The organism is Gilliamella sp. Pra-s60 (genome assembly GCF_009795755.1).
Lineage (GTDB): Bacteria > Pseudomonadota > Gammaproteobacteria > Enterobacterales > Orbaceae > Gilliamella.
Genome location: NZ_WTFA01000009.1, coordinates 21,919 through 48,848, shown reverse-complemented (window position 1 = coordinate 48,848; position 26,930 = coordinate 21,919). Strand labels below are relative to the sequence as shown.

At 36.3% G+C, this 26,930-nt stretch carries 24 protein-coding genes; 12 read left to right on the top strand and 12 right to left on the bottom strand.

Translation table 11 applies throughout. From position 1 onward, the window contains the following. Nucleotides 1-55: 55 nt before the first annotated feature. The gene (locus GQ596_RS07495; protein ID WP_160401059.1) at nt 56-1,375 is read right to left on the bottom strand and encodes an MFS transporter; all 1,320 of its coding nucleotides are present in this window, start codon (nt 1,373-1,375) and stop codon (nt 56-58) included. Nucleotides 1,376-1,603: 228 nt separating this feature from the next. Here GQ596_RS07495 and GQ596_RS07490 point away from each other — a divergent pair, with 228 nt between their 5' ends. Further along, nucleotides 1,604-2,644: a tagatose 1,6-diphosphate aldolase gene (locus GQ596_RS07490; protein WP_160401058.1), complete on the top strand. Its 1,041-nt coding sequence runs from the start codon at nt 1,604-1,606 to the stop codon at nt 2,642-2,644. A gap of 152 nt (nt 2,645-2,796) precedes the next feature. On the opposite strand, the gene grxB is transcribed toward GQ596_RS07490, so the two are convergent. After that, nucleotides 2,797-3,447 carry a glutaredoxin 2 gene (gene grxB / locus GQ596_RS07485; protein ID WP_160401057.1) on the bottom strand — a complete coding sequence of 217 codons (651 nt, stop codon included), beginning with the start codon at nt 3,445-3,447 and terminating at the stop codon, nt 2,797-2,799. Then, nucleotides 3,444-4,070 carry a Pr6Pr family membrane protein gene (locus GQ596_RS07480; RefSeq protein ID WP_160401056.1) on the bottom strand — a complete coding sequence of 209 codons (627 nt, stop codon included), beginning with the start codon at nt 4,068-4,070 and terminating at the stop codon, nt 3,444-3,446. The genes grxB and GQ596_RS07480 overlap by 4 nt, the downstream gene beginning before the upstream one ends. A gap of 156 nt (nt 4,071-4,226) precedes the next feature. Between GQ596_RS07480 and xerD the strand changes: the two genes are divergently transcribed. From xerD to GQ596_RS07455, 5 genes are all read left to right on the top strand, one after another. After that, entirely contained in the window at nt 4,227-5,141 is a 915-nt protein-coding gene (xerD, locus tag GQ596_RS07475; protein ID WP_160401055.1) for a site-specific tyrosine recombinase XerD, read from the top strand. A 25-nt stretch (nt 5,142-5,166) separates the two neighbouring features. After that, nucleotides 5,167-5,865, top strand: coding sequence for a bifunctional protein-disulfide isomerase/oxidoreductase DsbC (gene dsbC / locus GQ596_RS07470; protein WP_160401054.1), 699 nt, complete (start codon nt 5,167-5,169; stop codon nt 5,863-5,865). An 81-nt stretch (nt 5,866-5,946) separates the two neighbouring features. Continuing rightward, entirely contained in the window at nt 5,947-7,683 is a 1,737-nt protein-coding gene (recJ, locus tag GQ596_RS07465; RefSeq protein ID WP_160401053.1) for a single-stranded-DNA-specific exonuclease RecJ, read from the top strand. A 118-nt stretch (nt 7,684-7,801) separates the two neighbouring features. Further along, nucleotides 7,802-9,193 (top strand): UDP-N-acetylmuramate:L-alanyl-gamma-D-glutamyl-meso-diaminopimelate ligase, encoded by a 1,392-nt coding sequence (gene mpl, locus GQ596_RS07460; RefSeq protein ID WP_160401052.1) that lies wholly within the window; start codon nt 7,802-7,804, stop codon nt 9,191-9,193. A 65-nt stretch (nt 9,194-9,258) separates the two neighbouring features. Then, nucleotides 9,259-9,618 carry a helix-turn-helix domain-containing protein gene (locus GQ596_RS07455; RefSeq protein ID WP_160401051.1) on the top strand — a complete coding sequence of 120 codons (360 nt, stop codon included), beginning with the start codon at nt 9,259-9,261 and terminating at the stop codon, nt 9,616-9,618. Between the two features lie 111 nt (nt 9,619-9,729). Here GQ596_RS07455 and GQ596_RS07450 read toward each other — a convergent pair whose 3' ends face one another. The 4 genes from GQ596_RS07450 to GQ596_RS07435 all read right to left on the bottom strand — a co-directional run bounded on the left by GQ596_RS07450 (nt 9,730) and on the right by GQ596_RS07435 (nt 14,050). Further along, the gene (locus GQ596_RS07450) at nt 9,730-11,097 is read right to left on the bottom strand and encodes an L-serine ammonia-lyase (protein WP_160401050.1); all 1,368 of its coding nucleotides are present in this window, start codon (nt 11,095-11,097) and stop codon (nt 9,730-9,732) included. 164 nt (nt 11,098-11,261) lie between these two features. Continuing rightward, the gene (locus tag GQ596_RS07445) at nt 11,262-12,557 is read right to left on the bottom strand and encodes a serine/threonine transporter (RefSeq protein ID WP_160401049.1); all 1,296 of its coding nucleotides are present in this window, start codon (nt 12,555-12,557) and stop codon (nt 11,262-11,264) included. Between the two features lie 649 nt (nt 12,558-13,206). After that, nucleotides 13,207-13,608 (bottom strand): hypothetical protein, encoded by a 402-nt coding sequence (locus tag GQ596_RS07440; RefSeq protein WP_160412281.1) that lies wholly within the window; start codon nt 13,606-13,608, stop codon nt 13,207-13,209. Between the two features lie 37 nt (nt 13,609-13,645). Further along, nucleotides 13,646-14,050, bottom strand: a complete 405-nt coding sequence (locus tag GQ596_RS07435) for a hypothetical protein (protein WP_160401047.1) — start codon at nt 14,048-14,050, stop codon at nt 13,646-13,648. A 158-nt stretch (nt 14,051-14,208) separates the two neighbouring features. Here GQ596_RS07435 and proS point away from each other — a divergent pair, with 158 nt between their 5' ends. Beyond that, nucleotides 14,209-15,930: a proline--tRNA ligase gene (gene proS / locus GQ596_RS07430; protein WP_160401046.1), complete on the top strand. Its 1,722-nt coding sequence runs from the start codon at nt 14,209-14,211 to the stop codon at nt 15,928-15,930. A 179-nt stretch (nt 15,931-16,109) separates the two neighbouring features. Beyond that, entirely contained in the window at nt 16,110-17,561 is a 1,452-nt protein-coding gene (locus GQ596_RS07425; protein ID WP_160401045.1) for a M48 family metalloprotease, read from the top strand. A 67-nt stretch (nt 17,562-17,628) separates the two neighbouring features. On the opposite strand, the gene GQ596_RS07420 is transcribed toward GQ596_RS07425, so the two are convergent. Further along, a complete protein-coding gene (locus GQ596_RS07420) occupies nt 17,629-18,291 on the bottom strand; it encodes a histidine phosphatase family protein (RefSeq protein ID WP_160401044.1) in 663 nt (220 codons plus the stop codon). A gap of 49 nt (nt 18,292-18,340) precedes the next feature. Then, nucleotides 18,341-19,312 carry a 23S rRNA pseudouridine(955/2504/2580) synthase RluC gene (gene rluC, locus GQ596_RS07415; protein ID WP_160401043.1) on the bottom strand — a complete coding sequence of 324 codons (972 nt, stop codon included), beginning with the start codon at nt 19,310-19,312 and terminating at the stop codon, nt 18,341-18,343. Between the two features lie 148 nt (nt 19,313-19,460). Here rluC and dsbB point away from each other — a divergent pair, with 148 nt between their 5' ends. The 4 genes from dsbB (at nt 19,461) to rapZ (ending at nt 22,331) form a co-directional block, all read left to right on the top strand. After that, entirely contained in the window at nt 19,461-19,994 is a 534-nt protein-coding gene (gene dsbB / locus GQ596_RS07410; RefSeq protein WP_160401042.1) for a disulfide bond formation protein DsbB, read from the top strand. Nucleotides 19,995-20,073: 79 nt separating this feature from the next. Continuing rightward, nucleotides 20,074-20,730, top strand: a complete 657-nt coding sequence (gene rluA, locus GQ596_RS07405) for a bifunctional tRNA pseudouridine(32) synthase/23S rRNA pseudouridine(746) synthase RluA (RefSeq protein WP_160401041.1) — start codon at nt 20,074-20,076, stop codon at nt 20,728-20,730. Nucleotides 20,731-20,798: 68 nt separating this feature from the next. Further along, nucleotides 20,799-21,392: an XTP/dITP diphosphatase gene (locus GQ596_RS07400; RefSeq protein ID WP_160401040.1), complete on the top strand. Its 594-nt coding sequence runs from the start codon at nt 20,799-20,801 to the stop codon at nt 21,390-21,392. A 90-nt stretch (nt 21,393-21,482) separates the two neighbouring features. Further along, a complete protein-coding gene (gene rapZ / locus GQ596_RS07395; protein ID WP_160401039.1) occupies nt 21,483-22,331 on the top strand; it encodes an RNase adapter RapZ in 849 nt (282 codons plus the stop codon). A gap of 8 nt (nt 22,332-22,339) precedes the next feature. Here rapZ and GQ596_RS07390 read toward each other — a convergent pair whose 3' ends face one another. The 3 genes from GQ596_RS07390 to GQ596_RS07380 all read right to left on the bottom strand — a co-directional run bounded on the left by GQ596_RS07390 (nt 22,340) and on the right by GQ596_RS07380 (nt 26,751). Further along, the gene (locus GQ596_RS07390) at nt 22,340-23,170 is read right to left on the bottom strand and encodes a divergent polysaccharide deacetylase family protein (RefSeq protein WP_160401038.1); all 831 of its coding nucleotides are present in this window, start codon (nt 23,168-23,170) and stop codon (nt 22,340-22,342) included. Next, entirely contained in the window at nt 23,158-24,369 is a 1,212-nt protein-coding gene (gene envC, locus GQ596_RS07385) for a murein hydrolase activator EnvC (RefSeq protein WP_160401037.1), read from the bottom strand. Before envC ends, GQ596_RS07390 begins: the two co-directional genes overlap by 13 nt. A 642-nt stretch (nt 24,370-25,011) precedes the next feature. Continuing rightward, nucleotides 25,012-26,751: a hypothetical protein gene (locus GQ596_RS07380; protein WP_160401036.1), complete on the bottom strand. Its 1,740-nt coding sequence runs from the start codon at nt 26,749-26,751 to the stop codon at nt 25,012-25,014. Nucleotides 26,752-26,930 lie beyond the last annotated feature (179 nt).

The window sequence follows — 26,930 nt, the reverse complement described above, 5'->3', positions numbered from 1 at the left end:
AATAGGAACGAACAACAAAATTCGTTCCTTCTTATTGTTCCGATAATAATTACGTTTATTCCATATCTTTAGCAAGATATTTTTGGCTACTATTATTGATTAATAGAAATAATCCAATAAATGCACCTAAACAAAATAATCCAACCACATAGATAGCGGGTGCCATTTTACTAACTAAATCACTAAAAAATGAAATCAGTAAAGGCGTTATACCGCCAGCAATAGCATAAGCCATATTGAATGAAAAAGAGACTCCACTATAACGAATTTGCGCAGGAAACACTTTAACCATAAAATAAGAAAAAGAACCTACTATACCTATACTAAATCCTGTCAGCGAGTAAGTGATAAATAAAACATGAGGATTATCTAATAAACAATAAAAAATAATAATCATAATTACAGCAATAAAACACCCAATAAATAATACATTACCTATAGGAAATCTATCCATCATCATGCCATAAAAAGTACAACTTATAATTAATCCAATAATCGCTAATATATTGCCTTGCAACGCATCAATTGGAGAATAACCAAACTGCTTTTGTAACAAAATTGGCGTCATCAGCATGATAACCATGATACCAGCAGAAAGTACCCATGTGAGTAGCATTGATAAAATAGTTTGAGGTAGGTACTGAGTTAATACTGTTATAACAGGTATTTTTTTAGACAATTCTTGTTGTTTACGTTTTTGAATTTCAATAAAAATTGGCGTTTCTTTTAACCAACGACGTAAATACATTGCAACCAATCCAAAGATACCACCAATAATAAATGGAATTCTCCAGCCCCAATCAATAATCTGTTCAGAAGACAAAAATTTATTCATAGCCGTTGAAACTAATGAACCGAGTAAAATACCTAGGCTCAAACCACTCGTCAAAATTCCACAAGCTAAGCCAATTTTATTTTTCGGCACATGCTCTGCAACAAAAGTCCAAGCACCTGGAACTTCACCTCCTACAGCCAGACCTTGACACAAACGCATAAGCAAAAGTAACAAAGGAGCCAAAATACCAATATTTGTATAAGTCGGTAAACAACCTATAAATAGTGTAGGTAATGCCATAAGCAATATGCTTAATGTAAACATTTTTTTGCGACCTAAACGATCACCAAAATGAGCCATTACAATTCCACCCAATGGGCGTATTAAATATCCCGCTGCAAAAATACCAAATGTTTGAACTTGACTTAACCAAGCAGGCATATCATTTGGAAAAAAAAGATGGCTAATAGTCATTGAAAAAAAGACAAAAATAATAAAATCATAAAATTCTAATGCTCCACCTAATGCGGAAAGCGCCAATGTTTTATAATCCTGAGTATTTAAAGTTCTTGTCGATGCGTGAGTTAATTCATTTGGCATGGTTATCCCTGTAAAATTCTATTTACAAATCATTTAATATTTTGAACCACTATACCTTAACGTATAATTTTTTAAAGAATATATTTACTCAATCAATTAATTTAATTATGGTCTCATTACACAATAATTTATTTCTATTAAGCATATCGTTAAAACTAGCACAAATGATTAATAAATAGACAAACAAAAAAACTAGAATAGAGATACTTATTAAATGGAGGTCATAAAATGGCTAAAAAATATATTTCTCGTGGCAAATTTACCCGCATGCAGCAATTATCAAACCAAGATGGCGTTATTGCTGCATTAGCGATAGATCAACGTGGTTCAATGGTTAAAATGATGGAATCAGCTGTTGGTAAAGAACGTTATCATATTGATATGGTTTATGAATTTAAAGAACTTGTCTCTCAAGAATTAACTAAATATGTCAGTGCAATTTTGTTAGATGAAGAGTATGGCTTTAAAGGTATGTCAGCCAAAAATAGTAATTCCGGGTTAATCATGTCATATGAAAAAACAGGATATGATGCCAACACTCCAGGCCGATTACCCGATATTTTACCCGAAGATTCATTACAGCGCCTAATAAAAAAAGGAGCCGATGCTGCAAAAGTCTTGGTTTATTATAATCCCGACGACCCTCAAGATATTTTAGACAAAAAACACGCATTTTTAGAACGTTTAGGCAATGAAGCTAGAGCAGCGGATATTCCTGTTTTTGTTGAACCTATTGTATATGATAACGTGATAACTGATGATAAAAGTCCTGAATTTGCCAAAATAAAACCACAAAAAGTCATTAATACCATTAAAGAATTTACAAAAGAACAATATTACATTGATGTTTTAAAAGTCGAAGTTCCTGTATTGTTCAAAAATGTAGAAGGATTTAACGACAACAATATTGTTGTTTATACTCAAAAACAAGCTGCTGACTATTTTAAACAAGCAAGTGATGCAGCAACTAGACCATTCATTTATTTGAGCGCAGGGGTACCGACAAAAACTTTCCACGAGGAGCTGATTTTTGCAGGTGAAAATGGAGCTAAATACAGTGGTATTTTAGGTGGTCGTGCAACGTGGTTTGAAGGTGTTGCCGCCTATGCAAATGGTGGTACAGAAGGTTTAAAACGTTGGTTAGATCAAACTGGACGAGAAAATGTTGAACACCTAAACAAAATATTAAAACAGTATGCAACACCTTGGTATGATATTTACGGTGGTAAAGATAATATTGAAGTTATTGATATTAAATTAAGCAATTAGCCAAATTACCCTAAATAATCAATAGTAACAAGGTATTGTTAAACAAAAAAGAACAGGATTTACTTTTCCTGTTCTTTTTTATGAAGTTAAATTTTACTGTTCAGGTTTAATATCAAGTAAAACCTAATAATTTTATATTTCTACTCATTCGCTTAAATAGCCTTATCAAAAAACAGATCAACCTTACTAAGGTTTGCCATAGATTGAATATAAGCTTTAATTTTAGGCGGAAATGTTAATTTTTTAACACACGTCAAATTACGTAAAATTGGGAATAAACAGATATCATCAAGAGATAATTGCCCATTACACGCATCAGACGAAACAATCAACGAATCAAGTTTGTACAACACAGCTGAAATCTTTGAAATTAACAAATCACTTTGCAACAAACATTCATCAAAAGAGCCCATTTTTTTAACTTTGCTTGTAACAAAATAATCGATAGCACTTTGTGTTGCAAATTCAGCTAAACCTAGTCTGATATAACGTGGACACACTAATTTATAGTCATATTGTTGTAACTGTTTTATTAATTCTGCAATATTTAACGATTGTGAACCTATTAAAATAGTATTTCCTCCATAGTTATTATCAACATAATTAACAATATCTAAGCTTTCTGGCATATAACTACCATCATCTTTTTGTAGAATTGGTGCCATTTTTTCACCAATCATATGTTCAGGCGTAGCAAAATCATCACTAAGTAATACCTGTTGTTCCACAGGTACATTTTTTAGTCCGAAAATCATTCTCGCTCTAACACAAAAAGGACAATGCTCATAAATATACAGTTTCATTTTTGACTCCTTAAGCAGTCAATTGCCCAACATAAAAAAACTAATCCCAAAAATAATAAAAATACCTTACTAACAGCCAATAGTGCTTTAAAATAACCAATCTGCACAACATTAATAAAAGGATACGGATATAAACTTGTATAATAGCCTCGAACAAAAATATAAATGCCATATCCCATTAATGACAATAACGATCCTACAATGACTTTAATATTGATTTTCCGAAATGGTCCCCAAATAAACCAAGTCAATATTCCCAAAACAGGGATAACAACATGCAAACTTTCATTAGCAATTTTTAATAATATATTAGGTGGTGAATGAATTCCCCTTAATATTATGTTATACACTATTGTAGTTATAATCACACCAACTAATCCATTTAATCGAATAACTTTAAAACTATACCGATGGCAATTAGGATTTATAGTTAGCCAAAAACAACTCAATGCTAACATTAAATTTGATAATACTGTAAAGAAACTATAATAATAAACTAACCGCCCTATTGAAGAGCTAGGCTGCCAAGGACGAAACCGAGTATGCCAATAAATATAGGTTTCCAGAACAATAATAGAAATAGCAAACAGAGCAATAAAAAGATTAATACTTCGCTTTAACATAAACAATAGTAAAAAATAACAAAAACCTAAGTATATAGTAGTTAATAAAAATAAGTAACAACAGCCATCATAAATACCCATTACCCAAAACTGTAACTTATTAACAGTTCGTATATAATATAACAAACGAATAAATATAATTTAGAGATAATTTTGATGTCTTACCAAGACGCTCCCCCCCAAAACAAAATGTTAATAGCGCATTTCTTAGATTCATTATGGTTAGAAAGAAACCTAGCTGAAAATACCATTGAATCTTATAAACTTGATCTATTAGCGTTAAGCCAATCTTTACAACAGCAAAATACAACATGTTTAACAGCTCAAACGATTAATTTACAAGAATTTTTGATGCAACGGGTAAAAGATGGTTATAAAGCAAGTAGTTCAGCACGCTTACTTAGCGCAATCAAAAGATTTTTTCAGTATTTATATCAAGAAAATTACCGAACTGATGACCCATCAGCGATATTATCATCACCCAAATTACCCAAAAAGTTACCAAAAGATTTAACTGAATCACAAGTTAGTTCTCTACTTGAATCTCCCAGTATAGAAGATCCTATAGAATTAAGAGATAAAGCCATGTTAGAAGTGCTTTATGCTACAGGTCTACGTGTATCAGAGTTAGTAAATTTAGAAATGAGTGATATTAGCTTAAGACAAGGGGTAATAAGAGTTATTGGGAAAGGAAATAAAGAACGTTTAGTACCGCTAGGTGAAGAAGCTGTTTATTGGCTTGAATACTATTTCAAATATGGCCGAAACGATCTTCTAAAAAATGGCACTATTGATGTGCTATTTCCGAGCCGATTAGGTAAAAAAATGACACGACAGACCTTTTGGCATAGAATAAAATACTATGCCATGTTGACGGGCATCAATATCGAAGCGCTTTCACCTCATGTACTTCGGCATGCTTTCGCAACCCATTTACTTAATCACGGAGCGGATTTACGTGTTGTACAAATGTTGCTTGGACACAGTAGTCTGTCAACGACACAAATTTATACACATGTAGCGACTGAAAGATTAAAACAGTTACACAGCAAACATCATCCTCGAGCATAACGCACGAAAAAATAAGGATAATTAAATGAAAAAATTAGTTTTAGGTTTAGCATTAATATCAACTACAGCGTTAGCAAATAATACAGATATTATTAATGCAATGGACAAATTAGGTTATAGTCATAAAAATATTAAAATTGCAAATAGCCCAGTAAATGGCTTAAAAAGAGTCACTACACCTGATGGACTTTTTTATGTTACAGACGATGGTAAATATTTAACCCAAGGCCCTATTTATGATATTCAAGGTGATGAACCAGAAGATATCGCTAATGGTAACAACCTTAGATTAATCAAATCAATTAAAAATGATGCCATTGTTTATAAAGCCAAAAATGAAAAATATATTATTTCAGTCTTTACTGATTACACTTGCCATTACTGCAAACTACTACACGAAAATATCGATAAATATTTAGAAGCCGGTATTTCAGTACATTATTTTGCATTCCCTCGAGCAGGTGCTGATAGTGAGGTGGGTAAAAATATGCAATCCATTTGGAGTATGACTAACCGCAAAGCAGCATTTGAAAATGCTTATAAAGGCAACACTATTTCTCCAGCTAGCAGTATGATTCCTTACGTAACACAACAATTTAATGTTGGTAAAAAACTTGGCATTAGTGGTACACCAGCAATTGTTTTACCTAACGGACAATTGGTTTCTGGCTATTTACCTGCGGATAAATTAATTGAAATTTTAGATAAAAAAGCAACTAAATAAAAATTAACAAGTAATCACTTATTAAAACTTAAAACATAATAACAAAATACATGCTAGCGCCAATACGTTAGCATATAAAATATGAAAAGAAATAAATTAATACATCGCAAATTAATTGAGGTATATCCAGAATTTCCTAATGATATTCCGTTATTATTGCAACGAATTTATGCATCTCGTGGTATTACTCATACACAAGAGCTTGACTACACCACTCGCAATTTATGTAATTACGACAAACTAAATGGCATTGAAAAAGCCGTCGAAATTCTTTATTTAGCAATGAAGAATAATCAACAAATTATGATTGTTGGTGACTTTGATACAGATGGAGCTACAAGCACCGCTTTAACAATCAAAGCTCTTAAAAATATGGGCTGTCAATTTGTTGATTACATCATTCCAGATCGCTTCAATGATGGATATGGATTGAGTGTATCGGTGGTTAAAAAAGCCATTTTAAAAAAAGCACAACTTATTATTACTGTTGATAACGGAATTTCTGCTATTGAAGCAGTCGATTTTGCCAAACAAGCAAATTTATCAGTCATTATTACTGATCACCATTTATGTCCTGAGCAACTGCCTAATGCTGATGCCATAATCAATCCTAATTTACCTAATTGCGATTTTCCATCTAAGCACTTAGCGGGTGTGGGAGTAGCTTTTTACTTTATGTCAGCCTTACGTGCAAAATTGCGCAAAGAAAACTGGTTCACTGACAATAATTTGACTGAATATAATATAACAAATTTGCTCGACTTAGTGGCACTAGGTACTATTGCTGACGTAGTTCGGCTAGATCACAATAATCGTATTCTAGTTTACCAAGGTGTGAACAGAATCAGGGCCGGTTATTGTAGCGAAGGAATCAAAGCTCTATTACAGATAGCCAAAAAAGATCCTACATCTATTACTTCAACAGATTTAGCTTTTTATATTGCGCCTCGATTAAATGCTGCTGGTAGAATGGATAATATGACATTAGGTGTTGAATTATTACTTTGTGATAATTATGATTTAGCTATCAGCAAGGCGACAGATCTTGATAACCTCAATAGCGATCGAAAATTGATTGAACAAACGATGCATAAAGAAGCTTTATCGTTTATTGAAGAAATTGAAAAACAAAGCACAGCTATTCCTAACTTCCTCGTCTTTTATCATCCCCAGTGGCATCAAGGTATTATTGGCATATTATCGGCTCGCTTGAAAGACAAATATTACCGCCCAGTGATCTCTTTTGCCTCAACCCAAGATGGTTTTTTAAAAGGTTCAGGACGCTCAATTAAAGGATTACATTTAAGGGATTTTATTGATAAATTAAATCAGCAACATCCAGATTTAATCGTTAGTTTTGGAGGACACGCAATGGCTGTTGGATTAACCATTCGTGAAGAAGATTTAGAACGTTTTAAAAGTAGTATTGAAGCTCTTTCAGACAAACAATTACCTCCTAATTTACTAGAACAAATCATTGAAACCGATGGTGAAATAGATAGCCAAGACTTTACTTACGCAATAGCTAAACAAGTAAAAGAATCAGGCCCATGGGGAGAAGGATTTAGTACCCCAATTTTTGATGGCGAATTTATTATTCACCGACAACAATTACTTGCAGAAAAACACCTTAAATTAGTATTAGAGCCTAAAAATGGTGGCCCACTTATTGAAGGAATATTTTTTAATGTAAATAGACAGCAATGGCCTGATCAGTCAATAAAAAATGTAAAGATAGTTTATCATTTAGATGTCAATGAATTTCGAGGTAACCAATCACCAAATTTAATCATAAAACACCTATGGCCTATCGCATAAGCAAGTCGGATCGATTATAATTGTAAAGTTGTGCTGGATTTACACCAGATTGAGGCCAAGTTAACAATGGTTACCCAACATCACTGATATAGAATTAATACAACGTTAAGGATACAAAATGCATATTCATATTCTTGGAATTTGTGGCACATTTATGGCAGGGATTGCACTAATAGCCCGTTCTTTAGGTCATCGAGTAACAGGTTCAGATAAAAATGTTTACCCACCAATGAGTACGCTTTTACAAAAAGAGCGCATTGATATTATTGAAGGATATGATCCATCACAACTAACATCGACACCTGATTTAGTCATTATCGGCAATGCCCTATCAAGAGGAAATCCTTGTGTTGAATATATTTTAAACAATAACATTCCTTATATTTCAGCCCCCCAATGGCTACATGACAATGTACTTCGTGACCGTTGGGTCATTGCTGTTGCTGGAACGCATGGCAAAACCACAACTGCAGGCATGGTCAATTGGATTTTAGAAAAACAAGGTTATAAACAAGGTTTTGTGATTGGAGGGGTCCCCGGTAATTTTGAAGTTTCAGCAAGATTAGGAGAAGGTAACTTTTTTGTTATTGAAGCGGATGAATATGACTGTTCATTCTTCGACAAGCGTTCAAAATTTATGCACTACTGTCCAAAAACACTGATCATGAACAATTTAGAATTTGATCATGCAGATATTTTTGACGACCTTAGCTCAATTCAAAAACAATTCCACCATTTAGTACGTTTAGTACCAAGCAAAGGGCTAATCATATCACCACAAGAAGATGTAAATTTAAAACAAGTATTAGCAAAGGGGTGCTGGAGCGAACAAGTATTTACAGAATCAAAAACTGGTTGGTTAGCGCAACGTATCAATAATGATGCAAGTCAGTTTGCTGTTTACTATAAAAATCAAAAAGTAGGTGAAGTAAAATATTCATTAGTAGGTGAGCATAATATGCACAACGCATTGATGGCAATCGCAGCGGCACATAATGTAGGAATTGAGCCTGCGGACGCATGTTTAGCATTAGGTACATTTATAAATGCAAAAAGACGTTTAGAACTCTACGGTGAAGTTAATAACATCGAAATTTATGATGATTTTGCTCATCACCCAACGGCAATTTTAGCAACACTAGAAGCATTGCGTAGCAAAATTGGGGCAAATCGACGAATCTTAGCCGTACTTGAGCCTCGCTCAAACACAATGAAACTGGGTGTCTCCAAAGAAGAGCTTGCCCCATCGCTTGGCCGTGCTGACGAAATATTTATCTTTCAACCGGAACAATTACCTTGGTTGGTTGCCGATGTCGTTGATGCTTGTATTCAACCAGCTTACTGGACTGGTGACATTGATTTACTGGTTGAAATGATCACAAAATCATCCCGCCCAACAGATGCAATCTTAATTATGAGCAATGGCGGCTTTAATGGCATTCATAAAAAGCTTTTAGAAAGCCTAGAAAAAAAACAAGTCAAAGATAAAGAAGATAAGCCATTAATTTAATAACAATATATTAATAGCGATAGAAGATATGCCTATCACATGGCATATCCTACAAAGGATATTTCATGAATGAAAATATCGACATAGTTGCTACGTTATGTCGCAGAATAAAAATGGCAAGAATCGAAAAAAACTTATCTCAGCAAGAACTTGCTAAAAAATCTGAAATTGGTATTGCCACAATAAAACGGATTGAACACGGTGAATCGATTACATTACAAACGTTAATTTCTGTACTTCGCGGATTAGATGAGCTTGATCAGCTTAACAATTTACTTGCTTATAACGAAGTTATTCACAACAGCTCGATAGAACAACCTAAACGAAAAAGAAAACAAAAAACAACAAAAACAGAAAAAGTAAACGTGCTAACAGAGAATGATTTCTTGCGTTCTAAAGTCAACACTATGTGTTGGAAACATTAAACTCAATTAGATTAAATCAACCAAGTACAATTAATTAACGACCACAAACTACACTATTTAAGTATTGGCCGATTTTGCAATCGGTCAATACAATACAGCCAATAAAGTAAGCTAATTACAATGAACAGTAATCGCAAGGCCTCCACGAGATGTTTCTCGATATTTTGCATTCATATCTTTACCCGTTTCGTACATCGTTTTAATCACTTTATCTAATGATACTTTGGCTGCCGTAATTCGCCTTAAAGCCATTCTTGTTGCATTGATTGATTTTACTGCAGCAATCGCATTACGCTCAATACAAGGTACCTGCACTTGACCAGCTACAGGATCACAAGTCAATCCTAAGTTATGCTCCATCGCAATTTCAGCTGCCATACAAACTTGCTCAGGGTTTCCACCTAAAAGTTCAGCAAGTCCAGCGGCTGCCATAGAACAAGCAACCCCGACTTCGCCTTGACAACCAACTTCTGCACCAGAAATAGAAGCATTAATTTGGTAAAGTTGCCCAATTGCACCACATGTCAAAAAGAATCGAATGTAAATATCAGGTGTTACTTCGTTGATAAATTTATCATAATAAGCAAGTACTGCAGGAATAATACCGCACGCTCCATTTGTTGGCGCTGTCACCACTCGTCCACCCGCGGCATTTTCTTCACTTACGGCAAGTGCAAACATATTTACCCAATCAATAATAACCATTGGATCACTAATAATCTTATCTTTGGTGGTAGACAATTGTCGATATAATGAAAACGCACGACGAGGAACTTTAAGTGGCCCCGGTAATAACCCTTCAGTATTCATTCCACGCTTAATACACTCCAAAATAGTCTGCCCAACACGAGAAAAGTACGTTTCAATTTCTTCATAAGAGTGCAATTGCAGCTCATTTTTCATCATAATACTAGAAATTGATAATGAATTATCTTCACAATGTTTTAATAATTGCTCAGCTGAAGCAAATGGATAAGGAAGTTTTACAGAATCTTGCTCTTGTTGACCAAATTTTTCTTCTTCAACAATCTTCCCTCCTCCAACAGAGTAATACGTCTTTTGAAATAATAATGTATCTCCATTATAGGCACTTAGCGTCATACCATTTTCATGTAATGGTAAAAATTTAGAATGAAACACCATACAACTGTCCAAAGGGAAATCGATTTCGTAACGATTATTATAAATAGGTAAACGGCCAGTTTGGCTCAGCGTTTCGATAAAAACCGGAATAGCATCAATATTAACAGTGTCAGGCATTTCACCAGCTAACCCCATAATGATAGCAATATCGGTTTGATGCCCTTTTCCTGTTAACGACAAAGAACCATAAACATCCGCCACAATTTTTGTTACTGATGGCATCATTTCGTTACTAATAAGTTGATCTATAAACGCCTTCCCTGCCCTCATTGGTCCTACTGTATGTGAACTTGAAGGCCCAATACCAATTTTAAATATTTCAAATACCGAACTCATATTTTTCCTTTTTAAGGCAGCACAAATTAATCGTACTAGCCTAGTTATACCTTTGTAAATTTACTTATAAGCTTTTTTATAAATAAAACACCATTCATCGACGCATACTAACGAATTTTACCAATAAAAAACGAATAGATGATCTATAGTCAATTAAACAAATTTTATAGCAAATTATAAATAGCTGCTGAAATCGCAACAATTCCCATCACAACAATAAAAATATTACTTAGTTTGCCACGATATTTTGCCAATACGGGTAATTTATGAATGGCATACATTGGCATCAAAAATAATAAGATCGCTAAAATTGGACCACCAAGTGACTCAATCAGGCCTAAAATACTTGGATTTAATGTTGCAACGCCCCATGCTGTTACAAACATAAAGGCAATAGCTAATTTATCAAGCTTCTTTTCTGAAATTGTTTTATTACGACTACGCAAGAATTTATTAACAACACCATTAAACCCTTCTTTACCACCAAGGTAGTGACCTAAAAATGATTTAGCCATTGCAATAAATGCAATTGGAGGGCCAATATACTCAATAACAGGTGAATTAAATCGATTAGCCAAATACGATAACGTTGAAATATTTTGAGCTTTTGCATCTAAAAGTTCAGCAGGTGACAAGCAAAGCGCACAACTAAAAACAAAAAACATCACCGTTACAACCATCATAATATTACTTGCTGCAATAATTCTAGTACATTTAGGTTCAGCATAAACATCACCATATTCTTTACGTTTCGCGACCGCTAAAGATGAAATAATCGGTGAATGATTAAACGCAAAAACCATAACAGGAATAACTAGCCAAAGTGTCATTAAAATACTTTGTCCACCATCACTACCACTACTAAACGACCAATTAGCAAAAAGCTCACCATTCCACTCAGGAATTAAAAACAACGCTAAAATCATTAAAACAGCAATAAATGGAAAAACTAATATCGACATAACTTTAACGATAAGATCTTCACCAAATTGAACAATCAACATTAAAAATGCGACTAAAACAAATGAAAGCAATCCCCTTGGAAGCGATGACATGCCAAGTTGATTAACCATAAAACTATCAACAGTATTAGTAATACCAACACTATATACCAATAATATTGGATAAATGGCAAAAAAATAAAGAACTGTTATCCAGTTCCCTGCTGTGCGTCCAAAAGCCTCTTCGACCACAACAGTAATATCGCCTTCGCGACTTTTACCTGATAAAACAAATCGACATAACGCTTGATGTGCAAAGAAAGTCATAGGAAAGGCAAGAATCAACATCACTAACAGTGGAATTAACCCTCCCACACCAGCGTTAATGGGCAAAAAAAGCACACCTGCGCCAATGGCAGTACCATAAAGGCTTAACATCCATAATGAATCGCTTTTTCGCCATTTAGATAATGCTGAATCATTATTGGCATTTATTTGATTATCCCTTAGCTTACTCATTTTTTTACTACTCCTTAATCTAAAATTTGCCGCATATGATATCAATTTAATATTTTTAACAAAGTGATCAGCATCACATAAACAACAAAAAATTAAATATAATCAACGTTATACTTAATATCCAAATTGATACTTAATAACTTAAAAAAAATTAAAGAATCAATTTTGATTCCAAAAAAAACAGAGCAAGATACTTGCTATAACACAAATTTAACTAAGCTTAAATGAAAGCTGCTAAATTTAATAAACAAGTCAATGGGGGGGTATATAACCAGACGATTAGTATTTGATATTAGTAATTAATCTCTACATCAAGTAATAATGTGCAACCATAATAAAAACATCAACTATAGCCTCAAACACTTATTTTTGCTAAAAAGACAACAGCAGATATATTTAAACAAAATTTTCTCACAAGCACCAAAGGCAATATGCATAGGCATTTATGATAATTTACAGCATAATCAGCAAATAGGTCAGGATTTAAAAGATAGAAAACAAAAGCTTAAGAACAATTTATTAACAATTAAATTACCGTAAAAATCGCATAAAAGGATTTTCTGAAAAATGTCTTAAATGTTTTTAGAAGATTATTTTAACCATGAAGTGTAAGCAACGGGGTGTTTTCCTACATATTAAAGATTGTATTTCAATCAAGAACTGAATCATAATAACAAATTATTCCTGTTTCTAAATGCTCAATTTCTAATTCGCCGCCTGTTAGAATTTCACCACCAGAAAAATAACTTGGCTTTGTTTTTAGGATAACTTTTCCCAAAAGCTTATCATTGTAATAAAAATCCCCTTCATTACTAATTTTATAAGGATCACCTGGTCCCATCATTCCTCCACCACAGGGGCAATCTCTACCATCTACCCTATGACCATCTTTAGTTTCACACCCATACCCTCTCCAGTTAAAATCCAAAATTTCATCATAACTTAAATCCATTAAATAATATTTGGTTATTTTCACAGGATAATAAAGTATAGCAAAGACTAATAGCACATAAATAATATGCGATATTTTTAATTGTTTGATTCTCATCATTTTCATAAGCAATTATTTTTTATTATTTATTACTAAATTACTCATATGAATAAAAGCTACAGGTAATGCCTGATTCAAAATCCTTAACGTACAGTTCCCCACCAGTAAATCGCTCTAAAGAAATGTAATCAGGTTTTCTTTTCAAATAAACTTTTTTCATCAGATCATTACCAATAATATAGCCATTCCCCTCTTTGATATAAATACCGTCACTTTTATACGGATTCATTTGTTCACAAATAGAACAATCTTTACCATAATTATATTTGCCGCTGCCCAACTCACCAGGGTAATAACATGTACGATCATCCACCCACATAAAATCCATCATTTCTTCATAACTAAAATCAGTTAAATAATAGCTAATAAATTTAGCTGGTTGGTATAATACCAAAACCACAAATAAGGTAGTCACTAAGCGTGATAAATTTAATTTCTCCATATCAATTTCGTTTAATTACTCATGCTAATAATTTACAATTAATCTTTATTATTCACAATAATTACCAATAAAATTGCTTTAGTGTTGCGCTTGGTACTGTTAAACTAACTCACATTTTTATTATATTTATAACTAAATTATTTTTTCGGGATAAATTTATGCGAACCAGTAAATATCTTCTTTCTACGTTAAAAGAAACCCCTGCTGATGCAGAAGTCATTAGTCATCAATTAATGCTACGCGCCGGTATGATCCGAAAAGTTGCGGCAGGTTTATATACTTGGCTTCCCACTGGTTACCGAGTTCTTAAAAAAGTTGAAAATATTGTCCGTGAAGAAATGAACAAAGCAGGGGCAATTGAAGTGCTCATGCCCGTTGTACAACCAGCAGATATTTGGCAAGAAAGTGGGCGTTGGGAACAGTATGGCCCAGAACTATTACGCATTAAAGATCGAGGCGAACGTGATTTTGTGTTAGGGCCAACCCATGAAGAAGTCATTACAGACTTACTACGTAACGAAGTTAGCTCATATAAACAACTACCGCTTAATGTATATCAAATTCAAACAAAATTCCGAGATGAAGTTCGCCCACGTTTTGGCGTTATGCGCTCACGAGAATTTATCATGAAAGATGCCTACTCATTTCATACAACACAAGAATCGCTACAAGAAACGTACGATGACATGTACAAAGCCTATAGTGCCGTATTTACTCGTGCAGGCTTAAATTTTAGAGCGGTTAGAGCTGACACGGGATCAATTGGCGGTAACTGGTCACACGAATTCCAAGTATTAGCCGACAGTGGTGAAGACGATATTGTATTCTCAACTGAATCAGACTATGCCGCTAATATCGAAATGGCGCAAGCACAAGCACCAACACAAAAACGAGCAGAACCGACTAAAACCATGGAGCTGATCGATACCCCTAATGCCAAAACCATTGACGAATTAGTTGAACAGTTCAATGTGCCGATTGAAAAAACGGTTAAAACCTTAATGGTTAAAGCCACAAAAGAAAGCGGACACCAACTTGTTGCACTACTAGTTCGAGGCGACCACACCTTAAACGAAATCAAAGCCGAAAAAATCGATATTGTTGCCTCGCCATTAGAATTTGCAACCGAAGAAGAAATCCGCGCCATTGTCAACGCAGGTCCGGGATCATTAGGGCCAATTAACCTCAATATGCCAATTATTATCGACCGCGATGTCGCGGTTATGAGTGACTTTAGTGCCGGTGCGAATATCGATCATAAGCATTACTTTAATATTAACTGGCAGCGCGACGTTACCCTGCCGCGTATTGAAGACATTCGCAACGTTGTTGAAGGTGACATCAGCCCAGATGGCAAAGGCACATTACAAATTAAACGCGGTATAGAAGTTGGGCATATCTTCCAACTTGGCACTAAATACTCGCAAGCAATGAAAGCCACCGTCCAAGGTGAAGATGGACAAAACCACGTTATGATCATGGGTTGTTACGGCATTGGCGTTAGCCGAATTGTGGCAGCAGCTATTGAACAATGCCATGACGATCGTGGTATTATTTGGCCAGAAGCAATCGCCCCATTCAGTGTTGTCATTATTCCAATGAACATGCATAAATCTGAAAAAGTTCAAGCTACCGCAGAAAAACTTTACGCAGATCTACAAGCTGCTGGCATTGAAGTCTTATTTGATGACCGCAAAGAACGCCCTGGAGTAATGTTTGCTGATGCGGAATTGATTGGTATTCCACACACAATTGTGATTGGCGAACGTAACCTTGAAAACGGTGAAGTAGAATACAAACATCGAGCTGGTGGTGATAAAGAAATGATAAAAGTGGACAATATTATCGACTTTATCAAACATCGCCGTCAATTAGCTTAACTTCTGAAATTAACCTTCAAAACACAACAGTAATAAACCAATTGCTGTTGTGTTTTTATATTAGTTATCCAAAACAACTATCGCCTAAAGATTAAACTCGCTTTAAAAATTCAAAGTGATATTGTGTTTTTTTTCAGCTAAAATAAATCAAAATAATCTTATCTTAATTGGTTGAAATAATGTTAAAAAAAGTCATCGCATTTACACTATCTACCTCGTTACTACTACAAAGCACTCCTATTGTTTATGCTGATAATATCAACCTACCCGATATAGGAACCGCAGCGTCTACAACCCTTAGCATTGGTCAAGAAATGGAAATGGGTGACTATTATATACGCATGTTACGAAACAGCGCCCCAATAATCAATGATCCCGTTCTAAACCAATATATTAATGATCTGGGAAAAAAATTAGTCGCTAAATCAGAATCGGTAAAAACGCCTTTCCATTTTTATATTATGAAAAGTGATGTACTTAATGCCTTTGCCTTTTTTGGTGGAAATGTCGTCATTCACTCTAAACTAATATTAGATACCGATAATGAAAGCCAATTAGCCTCGGTTATGGCCCACGAAATTGGTCATGTTACCCAACGCCATTTAGCGCGAGCAATGGAAAACCAAAGCCGCACAAGCCCTTATGTTTGGGGAGCAACATTAGGCTCCATTTTACTAACTCTAGCCAACCCCGAAGCGGGCATGGCAGCAATGACGAGCACTATGGCGGGTTCAGCACAAAACATGATCAGCTTTACACAAAGTAACGAACAAGAAGCTGATCGTGTTGGTCTTAGAACGCTATCAAAAGCGGGATTTGATCCGTATGCCTCATCTGAATTTTTACAAAAACTAGCCGACCAAAGTCGTTTTAGTAGCAAACCACCAGAAATATTACTTACTCACCCATTGCCTAATAGCCGAATAACAGATATTCGCAATCGTTCCTTACAATACAGTAAAAAGAACATAACACCTTCACTAAACTATTATTTAGCTAAAGCACGTTTAGCAATTTTAATTAATAACAAAAAAAATGCAGGCCAACTATTAATACAATCTTATAAAAAGCTAAATAATGAACAAAGCAATATTGCCGCTATTTATGGTAGTGCTTTAGCTGACAACCTAAACGGTAACAACCAAAAAGCCAAACAACAGTTGCAACCACTGCTAGACAATGACCCGAATAACATATGGTATATTGATTTAATGACTGATATTGATTTAGCGCTCAACAACAGCAGTGCAGCCATTACACGCTTGCAAGCGGCATTAAAAAAAGCACCTGATAGCTCAGCATTACAATTGAATCTAGCAAATGCATATATAAAAAGCAAAAACTACCAACAAGCGGTAAGTTTATTACACCGTTATACTTTTGACCATAATGACGATATCAATGGTTGGGATTTACTTGTTACAGCTTATGGCGGAATACGTTCAAGAGCGCAAGAAATGAGTGCACAAGCAGAAATCAGCGCATTAAGAGGCAATTTTAAACAAGCGATCACCATTTTGCAAAATGCGAAAAACCAAACCAAAGGCAATCAAACGATGATGTCGAAAATGGATGCAAGAATCAAACAATTACAACAACTGCAAAAACGCTATACAGCTTATACACGATAACAGAATAAAATTGTAACGCCTCGACTCATGATTAAAATACGCATGAGTCGAGGTATAACCCAAACTCTTATTTGTCGGTCAAATGATCCACATTATTATAGAATTTCACCGTAAATTCGCCTGAAGCTTGATCATCATGCTGCTTATAATTGACCACACTAATGCTAGTATTTAACATCCGAGGAAAATACGCCTCATCACGATGTAAACGCCAATCGCCACCATTTAAAACACAAAGCAATATGCGCAATACCGTGCCATGCGACACAACCAAAATATTTCCTGAATCTTGTGGTGCATTTTGCACAATGGTATTTAACCCTTGCTTCATACGCGTTAAACTATCAAGATAATTTTCGCCTTGATTAACTGACGCATCAAAATTAGCTGGATCGGTTAAATAAACATTAAATTCGGGCACATCTTGTTTTAAAGTAGGCACATGCTTACCTTCCCAAAGACCAAAATCCATTTCGCGCAGATCAGCAAGCTCAAAAGTACTAATAGCCATATTATTTTCATTAACGATATAATTACGCGTATCCATAGCACGCTTTTGAGGGCTTGAATAAGCTTGTATAAAAGGAACATCTTTTAAATATTGCCCAGTTAATTTAGCACCTAACACACCTTGCTCAGTTAAAGGAGAATCTTTTGAACCTTGCATCTGATCTTTAACATTCCACTGCGTTTGACCATGTCTAATTAAATATAAATTTAAATCTTTCATTCATATACCTTTTTTTATTTTAAGATTCTGTGTTCTGATATTTATTTTTCTAAGAATATTTATCTTTTCTAAGATAAGTTAAACAGTTCTGTAAAGCATCATCCATAGGTGCGTTTAATTGCATCTCTTGTTGGCTTTTAGGATGAATAAATTTAACACTTGCGGCATGTAAAAATAACCGACTAAGCTTAGTACCTGCTAACAACGCATCAAATTGCTTATCACCATAACGATCATCAAAAGCAATAGGATGATTAGCATATTGAGTATGAATGCGAATTTGATGCGTACGCCCAGTAACGGGACTAGCTTTAATCAAAGTAGCAAAATCAAAACGTTCTTCAACTTTAAAGCGAGTTTCTGACGGTTTACCCTCTTTATCGACTTTCACCACTCGCTCGCCGCTTTTCAACACATTTTTAAGTAAAGGAGCCTGAATCACCTTACATTCAGAAGGCCAATTCCCCTTAACAAGCGCCAAATAATTTTTTTGCATTTGCTTAAGGCGTAACTGTTCGTGTAACGCTTTTAATGCCGAGCGTTTTTTGGCGATCAGCAACACGCCTGATGTTTCGCGGTCAATACGATGCACTAACTCCAAAAACTTCGCTTCAGGTCTTAATGCACGCAATCCCTCGATCACCCCAAAGCTCAAACCACTCCCCCCATGAACCGCGATACCGGATGGTTTATTAATCGCTAATAAAACATCATCTTCATAAATAATAGCCCTTTCTAAATCAGCCACCTTATTAAGCTTGGTTGAAATTTCAGGTGTGGCTTTTTCAGCGATGCGAATAGGAGGAATACGAATTTCATCACCAACATTTAGTTTATATTCAGGCTTAATGCGCTTTTTATTAACACGCACTTCGCCCTTTCTTAAAATACGATAAATCATACTTTTTGGTACACCTTTTAAATAGGTGATTAAAAAGTTATCAATACGTTGTGTCGCATTTTCCTCAGAGATGGTAACAAATGAGACTTGCAATTTTGTTTGTGGAGCATTTGAGTCCATAAGAAAAGATTAATCCGTCATCAATAAATAAAGTCGTTTACATTATTCAAAAATAAACTACACTATCGGCATTAAGGAATAACGATAGATGATATTCAATATAATTAAAGTAAAACGATTATAACGGAATATGGGGGAATAAAATAGTATGTTATCACTGCTTAATCAATACTCACAAAGCAGATTCGCTTGGTTCTTATTGTTCTTTTCCACTCTTAGCTTTGAAATAACTGCACTTTATTTTCAACATGGTTTAGGGCTCGCCCCTTGTACGCTTTGTATTTATCAGCGTTGTGCCATACTTGGCATCATGTTAGCTAGCATCGTAGGGCTTATTGCACCTAAAAGCATAATTGCTCGATTAATCGGCATTTTAATTTGGCTTTTTAGCGCTTATAAAGGAATTTCGTTAGCAATATTTCATGCCCACCTACAATTTGAACCAAATTTAAGTGACACTTGCTCAATTAACGTCCAATTTCCAGCTTGGTTACCGCTAGACTCATGGTTCCCTAGCTTGTTTAATGCTTATGGTTCTTGTGCCGACAAAATTTGGACATTTCTAACTATCGAAATGTCACAATGGATGATTATCATCTTTGCTTGCTATCTTATCGTTGGTTTAGCCATATTAGTATCACAACTCTTTTCTGCACCTAAAGTTTCGATTTGGAGTAAGTAACGCTATTTATAAAACTAGCGCTTTTCGTTGATTTTGTTAGAATGTGTGACAATTTTATTTTACAAATTGTCACACAAAAATGCTTTTGGAATATCACCCACCTATCGAACCTTGGCTTTCTATTTTATATCAAGACGATCACATTGTTGTTGTCAACAAACAACCGGGGATCTTATCGGTATCAGGAAATAAACCGCAATTTATTGATAGTATAATTCACCGCCTACAACAAAAATATAGCTATGTCGAATCAGTACATCGACTCGACATGGCAACTAGCGGAATTATGGTCGCAGCCTTATCAAAACTTGCCGATCGTGAAATAAAAAAACAGTTCAGAGAACGCATACCCAAAAAAACCTATATCGCTGTTGTTCATGGGCATCTTGAACATGACACAGGTCGTGTTGAATTACCCCTAATTTGTGACTGGCCCAATCGCCCAAGACAAATGGTCGATATTGAAAACGGCAAACACGCACTAACAGAATACCAAGTCATTGCTCGCAACCCTGACAACACCACACGAATACAATTATTCCCATTTACAGGGCGATCACACCAATTACGGGTTCACATGCAAGCGATCGGGCATCCCATTTTAGGCGACAAATTTTATGCACACCCAGAAGCCTTTGCCATGTCAAAGCGACTACTACTCCATGCCCAACTACTAACAATCAACCACCCCAAAACTGGAGAAAGCATGACATTTAGTTGCGAACCAGAGTTTTAAAACAAAAATAATACAAAAAAAACAGCTTATGCCAAAAGCTACCCCCCATCAAAATAGAGGAAATTAAAATGCAAAAAATTGTATTAGCAACCAACAACCAAGGCAAAGTCAATGAATTGCAAAAGTTACTTGCTGATGCAGGTTTTGATATTGTTGCACAAAGCCAATTTAACGTTCCCGACGCTGACGAAACGGGCTTAACGTTTATTGAAAATGCCATTTTAAAAGCAAGGCATACCTCAAAATTAACCGGCTTACCCGCCATTGCCGATGACTCAGGCTTAGCTGTCGATGCGCTTGGTGGAGAACCTGGGATATACTCAGCACGTTATGCAGGAGTACATGGTAACGACAAAAGCAACAACGAAAAACTCCTTATCGCATTACAAAATGTTCCCAAAGAAGCTCGCACCGCCTATTTTTATTGTGCACTAGTCTTTATGCGACACGAAACCGACCCGACACCGATCGTCTGTTTAGGAAAGTGGAATGGCATAATCTTAAATGAACAACAAGGCGAAGGTGGATTTGGCTACGATCCGCTTTTTTATATTCCTGAATTAGGTTGCACCGCAGCGCAACTAACCAAAGAACAAAAAAGCCAAATATCACACCGAGGACAAGCACTAAAACAACTGATTGCCCAAATAAAAACAGAATAGTAATGATTGAAATATTATTTATATTCAAAATTGTATATCAAGAAACAAACAGTATATAATTAACGCATTGATGAGATTGGAGTTAATATTGTGATTCTAATGATAGTAAGTGGTCGCTCAGGTTCTGGCAAATCAATAGCTCTACGAGCGTTAGAAGATATGGGGTTTTATTGTGTTGATAACATACCCGTTGCGCTATTACCGCAATTAGCCAACTCATTAAAAGACAACAACACACCAGTGGCAATTAGCATTGATATCCGAAACTTACCTAAAAATTTTGACGTCAATAACGACATTTTTCAACGCTTACCACAATCAGTAACACCAGAAATTATCTTTTTCGATTGCGGCCGCAACACACTAATTCGACGCTATAGCGAAACACGGCGCATACACCCACTAGCTAACCAACAATACGCCCTTGAAGAAGCCATCGACCTTGAAGAAACCTATCTAGAACCACTAAAATCCCACGCAAGCTTAGTTATCAACACCGACAATCTTTCAGTTCACGAACTATCCGATATTTTAAGAGCACGCATTCTAGGCAAAAAAGAGCGTGAATTAACCATTATATTTGAATCATTTGGTTTTAAACATGGATTACCCGTTGATGCTGATTTTGTATTTGATGTCAGGTTTTTACCTAACCCGCATTGGGATGCCAGTTTGCGCCCACTAACAGGGCTTGACCAACCGGTCAAAGAATACTTACAAAAACACGACGAAGTATCTTACTTTATCTACCAAACTGCCAATTACCTTAATCAATGGCTACCACTACTAGAAAAAAACAACCGCAGTTACTTAACCATCGCCATTGGTTGCACTGGTGGACAGCACCGTTCTGTGTATATTACTGAACAATTAGCCGCATTTTTCAAAGCCCAAAACAAACAAGTACAAATCCGCCACCGAACATTAGAAAAGCGCTAAAAACAGCGCTACTCATCAACGAGCTTAAGGTTTACAATTTTCTCAAAGCGTTGCTTGCATTTTTCAATAATCGCCTTCAACGTTATTTTAGGTTTATGGCTTACAGAATCTGACACAATTAACTGACGAAGTTTAACCAACTCAATATCCTCAGGTAAATTAGCTAGCTTTGTTCGTAACACATTAACTGTCTGTGGATGTGGATGACCAATAGCAATTGCCACACCATTTTTACGGGCCAATTTTACGGCCAAATCAAATTGCTGACTAATTGCACTTTCGGTTTGCTTATCATCCAAAAAAACATCACGTGTCAACACGGGAATATTATAGTCCAGACCCGCTTTCTTAACTTGCGTTTTACCAATTGTCTTACTATCTAAAAAAAACATCGAATAATGACTCAGCGCTTTCATCACATTTGTCATACCGTTCAGATTTGATGTCATTAAACTACCCATATGGTTATTAACCCCAACAGCATAAGGAACCCGAACAACGGCATTATCAACAATGGTTTTAACTTCGCTCTCACTCATTGAAGGGAACAAAGTATCCTTTTCTAACGGTTGTTTATTAATTGGTGCCATCGGCAAATGGATAATCACATCATTACCATGTTCATGAGCCAACGTAGCAATATGTTTAGCATTAGGCGAATGAGGCAACACGGCAATAGTAATATAAGGCGAGAAGCCAATAATCTGCTCCTCATTATGTTGGCGATACCCAAAATCATCAATAACCAGCACCAACTGTCCTGCCCACAAAACAGGCGAAGTAACAGCTAGCAAACAACAAAACAACAAACCAATAAAACGACGCATTACTTTAACCACCCACTTGGATCCAGAGCCTTACCATCACGGCGAATTTCAAAATACAAAGCGGGCACATTTTGCCCCCCACTCGAACCAACTAACGCAATGGCTTGTCCGCTCTGAATCTTATCACCCACCTCAACCAACATACGTTGATTATAGCCATACAAACTCATATCCCCCTTGCCATGCTCAAGCGCCACAACAAAACCATAGCCTTGCAACCAACTTGCCAATATCACCCGCCCATCAGCAATCGCCCGCACCTGAGCACCGTCTTGTGCATTAATCACCATTCCTTTCCAATGCAACTCACCTTGAAGTGACTCGCCAAAACGGTGAGCAACACGACCATTAACAGGCCAACTAAACTGATGTTGCGGCTTACCTATACCACTCACCCGAGCCATCAATGCTCGCTCATCTTGATTAGGGGTATAACTTGTATTTTTTTGCTTTTCTGCAATGTGTTTTGCCTGTCTTGCTTCTTCTTCGGCTATGCGACGGCTTTCCCTTTCTGCTTGGGCAATTTTGGCTTGTAATTTGGCTTCATTATTACGCAAATCAGCTAATTTTTGTTGATTGGCTTGCATTGACAATTCAAGCGAAGATATCGTCTTTTGACGATTTTGACGATTCTTTTCAAGCCCGACTTGCTGTTCTTTTTGCTTACTTTGCAAAGCCTTATGGGTCGCTTGTTTTTTTTGCAGTTGTTGTTTCTTTTCGGCTAATTGGGATTGCGTATCTTCAAGTTCAGCAATTTGTTGCTGTCGAGCGTTATTAATATAACTGAAATAAGTCATAATACGCTCATTACGCTCACTCTTTTCGCCCGAAAACACAAGTTCAAACCCCGTCGCATTACCCAGCTTAAATGCACTTTCTAACTGTTTTGCCAGCACAGTTCGTTGCTGTTTTTGTTTGACGGTTAATAAATCAATTTGTTTAACTAAATTATTGATATCTTGATCAAGTTTTTTAAGTGACAAATCATTTTTTTCAATCGAAGTTAACAATTTAGCGATTTCAGTTTCTTGTTCTTTAAGATCATTAACCAGTTCGGTACGTTCTTTTTTTTGCTGCGCAAGGCGTTTTTCTTGTTCCTCAATAGAGTGACGTAGGGATTGGAGTAGCTGATTGTCATCAGCAGCGTATAAAAAACTCACTTTCATCAATCCAATAAAAATAATAATTGCGATTTTTTGATAGATGGACATGGTGTTGTATTTATAATTTATAACCAAGCGATAATGATGTTGTCACTATACCGATAAATAGGACAAGATGCAAAATGAAAACCAATTGTAATGTGTGGGGGAAAGATTGTTTTTTTAGAAAAAACAACAAGAAAAAACCTCAATAAAATCAGTACTTTTCCTGACTGATTTTTTGTTTTTTTTTGCGTTGCTTTTTAACACAAAAACAACGCACAAAAAACACCTAAGGTTATGTTGTTGTCTTGTTTCGACGGCGGACAAATTTGTCTGGAACAAATTTGAACACCTGAGCATAGCGAGGGTGGCCTCGTAGAGGCGAGTATCAGGATGATACGAGCAATTGCAAAGGGAATTCGCTTTAATTCCCTGACTCGGACGTGGTCACTGTAGCTATTTTGTTCACCAAAGGTCAAAACGTCCGAAACCACTGCACCTACCCCATTCTATACACTAACAAAAAGAAATTATTTTGATAAAAAATAAGTCAGAAAAAGTATTGATTTTATTGAAGTTTTTATTTGGCGTTTTTTTAGAAAAAGCCTAAACGTTCTAAACCTTGCCAAACTAAAATAGACCATCGCTTTAAACCGCCACTGCGCAACCCTAAGGGAAAGCCCCCACTTGCGTGGGGGCTTGATTCTTTTAAGGCGGTGTGGTACAAACACCATAGAAGTTGAAGCGGGCAGCTTCGTAGCCGAAGGCGTCGCCGTCGTACGAGCCGACAACGAACTGCTTGTTACCTGAAGCATCACTCGTCCAGTAGTTGCCATTGTAGACGAACTGCGCATCATCGTAGCTGCGCATGTCGCCCCACTCAGCGAGCAAGCCTGCTCCTATGTGACGCTGATAATAATTACCTGATGAGCTAGGTGTTGCGCCTGAAATAGGCGGGGTAGCTGTTCTGACCGCATTGGTTAAATCCCTTACCCGTGGCATACGATAACCCAAACTATTACACCATGCTGTTTGACTATAAGCAGTACCACCTTTATTACCCCGATTGACGAACCACTGCTTTAACACAAATCCATACTTCACTTCATTACCATTACTATCCCTACCGACTAACTCAAACGTCTGTGGCAAAGATGGCACTGTAATTCGACTTGGATTATAAGCGTGCCACTGGCTTTTTGCTTCTGGACCTCTCAACGTTACCCGTGTTACATAATTTGATTTATCGCTAATCCATCTATCAGATTGGATAGTCCCCCCGTTTGGTGGGTTGGCCCTTCCTGTATTCGGACGTCTCCACCTCACCGTTGCTGTTATTCCACTATGAGTGACTGGAGACCAAGTTAACTGACGTGCATCAAGCCCACCTATATCCAAATCAAAATACAAGCCATCAGCTCCCGTTGTTGGGAAATTTTGGCCGTAAGATGATGGACTCGTTGACTGAACGAAAAAGCCCTTAGTTGGACTCCATATGTTAGATGGGCCTGCAAATTTTGACTTATCGTAAGAATCTAGACCTCTTGTGCCACCATACAACAAACTCGGCCTGACCGAACAAATACCGGCATACTCATATGGAGCAATATAATAATCCACCGTAGCACCACTAAAACTACTACGCCTTGGCACACCATACTGAGTGCTTAATGTACCGCTTGTACTTGTTAGCGTTACCTTATAAGGGGAACCTCTACATATATCTAATGCATCACTGCGATTAACCGTATTACCGTTTTTATCCTTAAACGTTACCGATATGTTTCCCGATGCTGTTACCTGTCCGTCACCATCATCATCCCCCCAATTTCCCTGACTAACTAAATCATTGATGGTGATTGAACTCCGTGATGGCGGTACTATCATATCGATATTACTTAAATTACTCCCTACATATGGCAACCTGATTGGATTGCTTGGCGTAGACGGGTTGGTTGTCCTTGTGTATACCGTGCCATCCTGCAACTTTATCGACAATAAACTGTCTGTATTGGTTAATTTAGTCGCCCCACCATCAAACGTTAAATACGGCGCACTGCCCTCTATGGCCCTTGAGGTATAAGCCGTTAACGCCTGCGCTCCCTGCGTGTATGACAATAACAACAATGGCGCAAACAACAGTGCCGATTTAGATAACAATAATGGCTTAAACAATAAGCGCGGTTTGGATTGTAATGGCGGTTTATATAACCGCTTGGATATCGGCGATAATTTTGCCGAAAATAAGGCCAATGATGTGACCGAGGATGTTGTTGAAGAATCCGCCGAAGATATCGCCACTAAAGACCGCGATGACGGCGTCGATTTCGCTACGCGAAATGACTTCAGTGATGAAAATAACTGTGGCGCCTGTTTTTGACCACTGTGTGAATCAATAAGATTTAGGGCATAGGTTTGGCAGGCCAGATGCCAGATGCCAGATGCCAACCATGATAGTGCATTTTTAATTTCCTGTCAAGTAGTTTCTTGTTTTATTTGAATTTTTATACCCGCTCGCCTAATTAACAAGCGATTCCTTGCCTAAAAAAGCCTAAAAATTATAGCTTGATGGTGAATAATCTGCCACTTTTTTTGTTAATTTATTGTAAAGATTTGTTAGAAGGTTG

Excerpts from the sequence above, each read along its gene's own strand:
- GQ596_RS07495 (WP_160401059.1), bottom strand. The coding sequence starts at position 1,375 with ATGCCAAATGAATTAACTCACGCATCGACAAGAACTTTAAATACTCAG.
- GQ596_RS07490 (WP_160401058.1), top strand. The coding sequence starts at position 1,604 with ATGGCTAAAAAATATATTTCTCGTGGCAAATTTACCCGCATGCAGCAA.
- grxB (WP_160401057.1), bottom strand. The coding sequence starts at position 3,447 with ATGAAACTGTATATTTATGAGCATTGTCCTTTTTGTGTTAGAGCGAGA.
- GQ596_RS07480 (WP_160401056.1), bottom strand. The coding sequence starts at position 4,070 with ATGTTAAAGCGAAGTATTAATCTTTTTATTGCTCTGTTTGCTATTTCT.
- xerD (WP_160401055.1), top strand. The coding sequence starts at position 4,227 with ATGTCTTACCAAGACGCTCCCCCCCAAAACAAAATGTTAATAGCGCAT.
- dsbC (WP_160401054.1), top strand. The coding sequence starts at position 5,167 with ATGAAAAAATTAGTTTTAGGTTTAGCATTAATATCAACTACAGCGTTA.
- recJ (WP_160401053.1), top strand. The coding sequence starts at position 5,947 with ATGAAAAGAAATAAATTAATACATCGCAAATTAATTGAGGTATATCCA.
- mpl (WP_160401052.1), top strand. The coding sequence starts at position 7,802 with ATGCATATTCATATTCTTGGAATTTGTGGCACATTTATGGCAGGGATT.
- GQ596_RS07455 (WP_160401051.1), top strand. The coding sequence starts at position 9,259 with ATGAATGAAAATATCGACATAGTTGCTACGTTATGTCGCAGAATAAAA.
- GQ596_RS07450 (WP_160401050.1), bottom strand. The coding sequence starts at position 11,097 with ATGAGTTCGGTATTTGAAATATTTAAAATTGGTATTGGGCCTTCAAGT.
- GQ596_RS07445 (WP_160401049.1), bottom strand. The coding sequence starts at position 12,557 with ATGAGTAAGCTAAGGGATAATCAAATAAATGCCAATAATGATTCAGCA.
- GQ596_RS07440 (WP_160412281.1), bottom strand. The coding sequence starts at position 13,608 with ATGATGAGAATCAAACAATTAAAAATATCGCATATTATTTATGTGCTA.
- GQ596_RS07435 (WP_160401047.1), bottom strand. The coding sequence starts at position 14,050 with ATGGAGAAATTAAATTTATCACGCTTAGTGACTACCTTATTTGTGGTT.
- proS (WP_160401046.1), top strand. The coding sequence starts at position 14,209 with ATGCGAACCAGTAAATATCTTCTTTCTACGTTAAAAGAAACCCCTGCT.
- GQ596_RS07425 (WP_160401045.1), top strand. The coding sequence starts at position 16,110 with ATGTTAAAAAAAGTCATCGCATTTACACTATCTACCTCGTTACTACTA.
- GQ596_RS07420 (WP_160401044.1), bottom strand. The coding sequence starts at position 18,291 with ATGAAAGATTTAAATTTATATTTAATTAGACATGGTCAAACGCAGTGG.
- rluC (WP_160401043.1), bottom strand. The coding sequence starts at position 19,312 with ATGGACTCAAATGCTCCACAAACAAAATTGCAAGTCTCATTTGTTACC.
- dsbB (WP_160401042.1), top strand. The coding sequence starts at position 19,461 with ATGTTATCACTGCTTAATCAATACTCACAAAGCAGATTCGCTTGGTTC.
- rluA (WP_160401041.1), top strand. The coding sequence starts at position 20,074 with ATGCTTTTGGAATATCACCCACCTATCGAACCTTGGCTTTCTATTTTA.
- GQ596_RS07400 (WP_160401040.1), top strand. The coding sequence starts at position 20,799 with ATGCAAAAAATTGTATTAGCAACCAACAACCAAGGCAAAGTCAATGAA.
- envC (WP_160401037.1), bottom strand. The coding sequence starts at position 24,369 with ATGTCCATCTATCAAAAAATCGCAATTATTATTTTTATTGGATTGATG.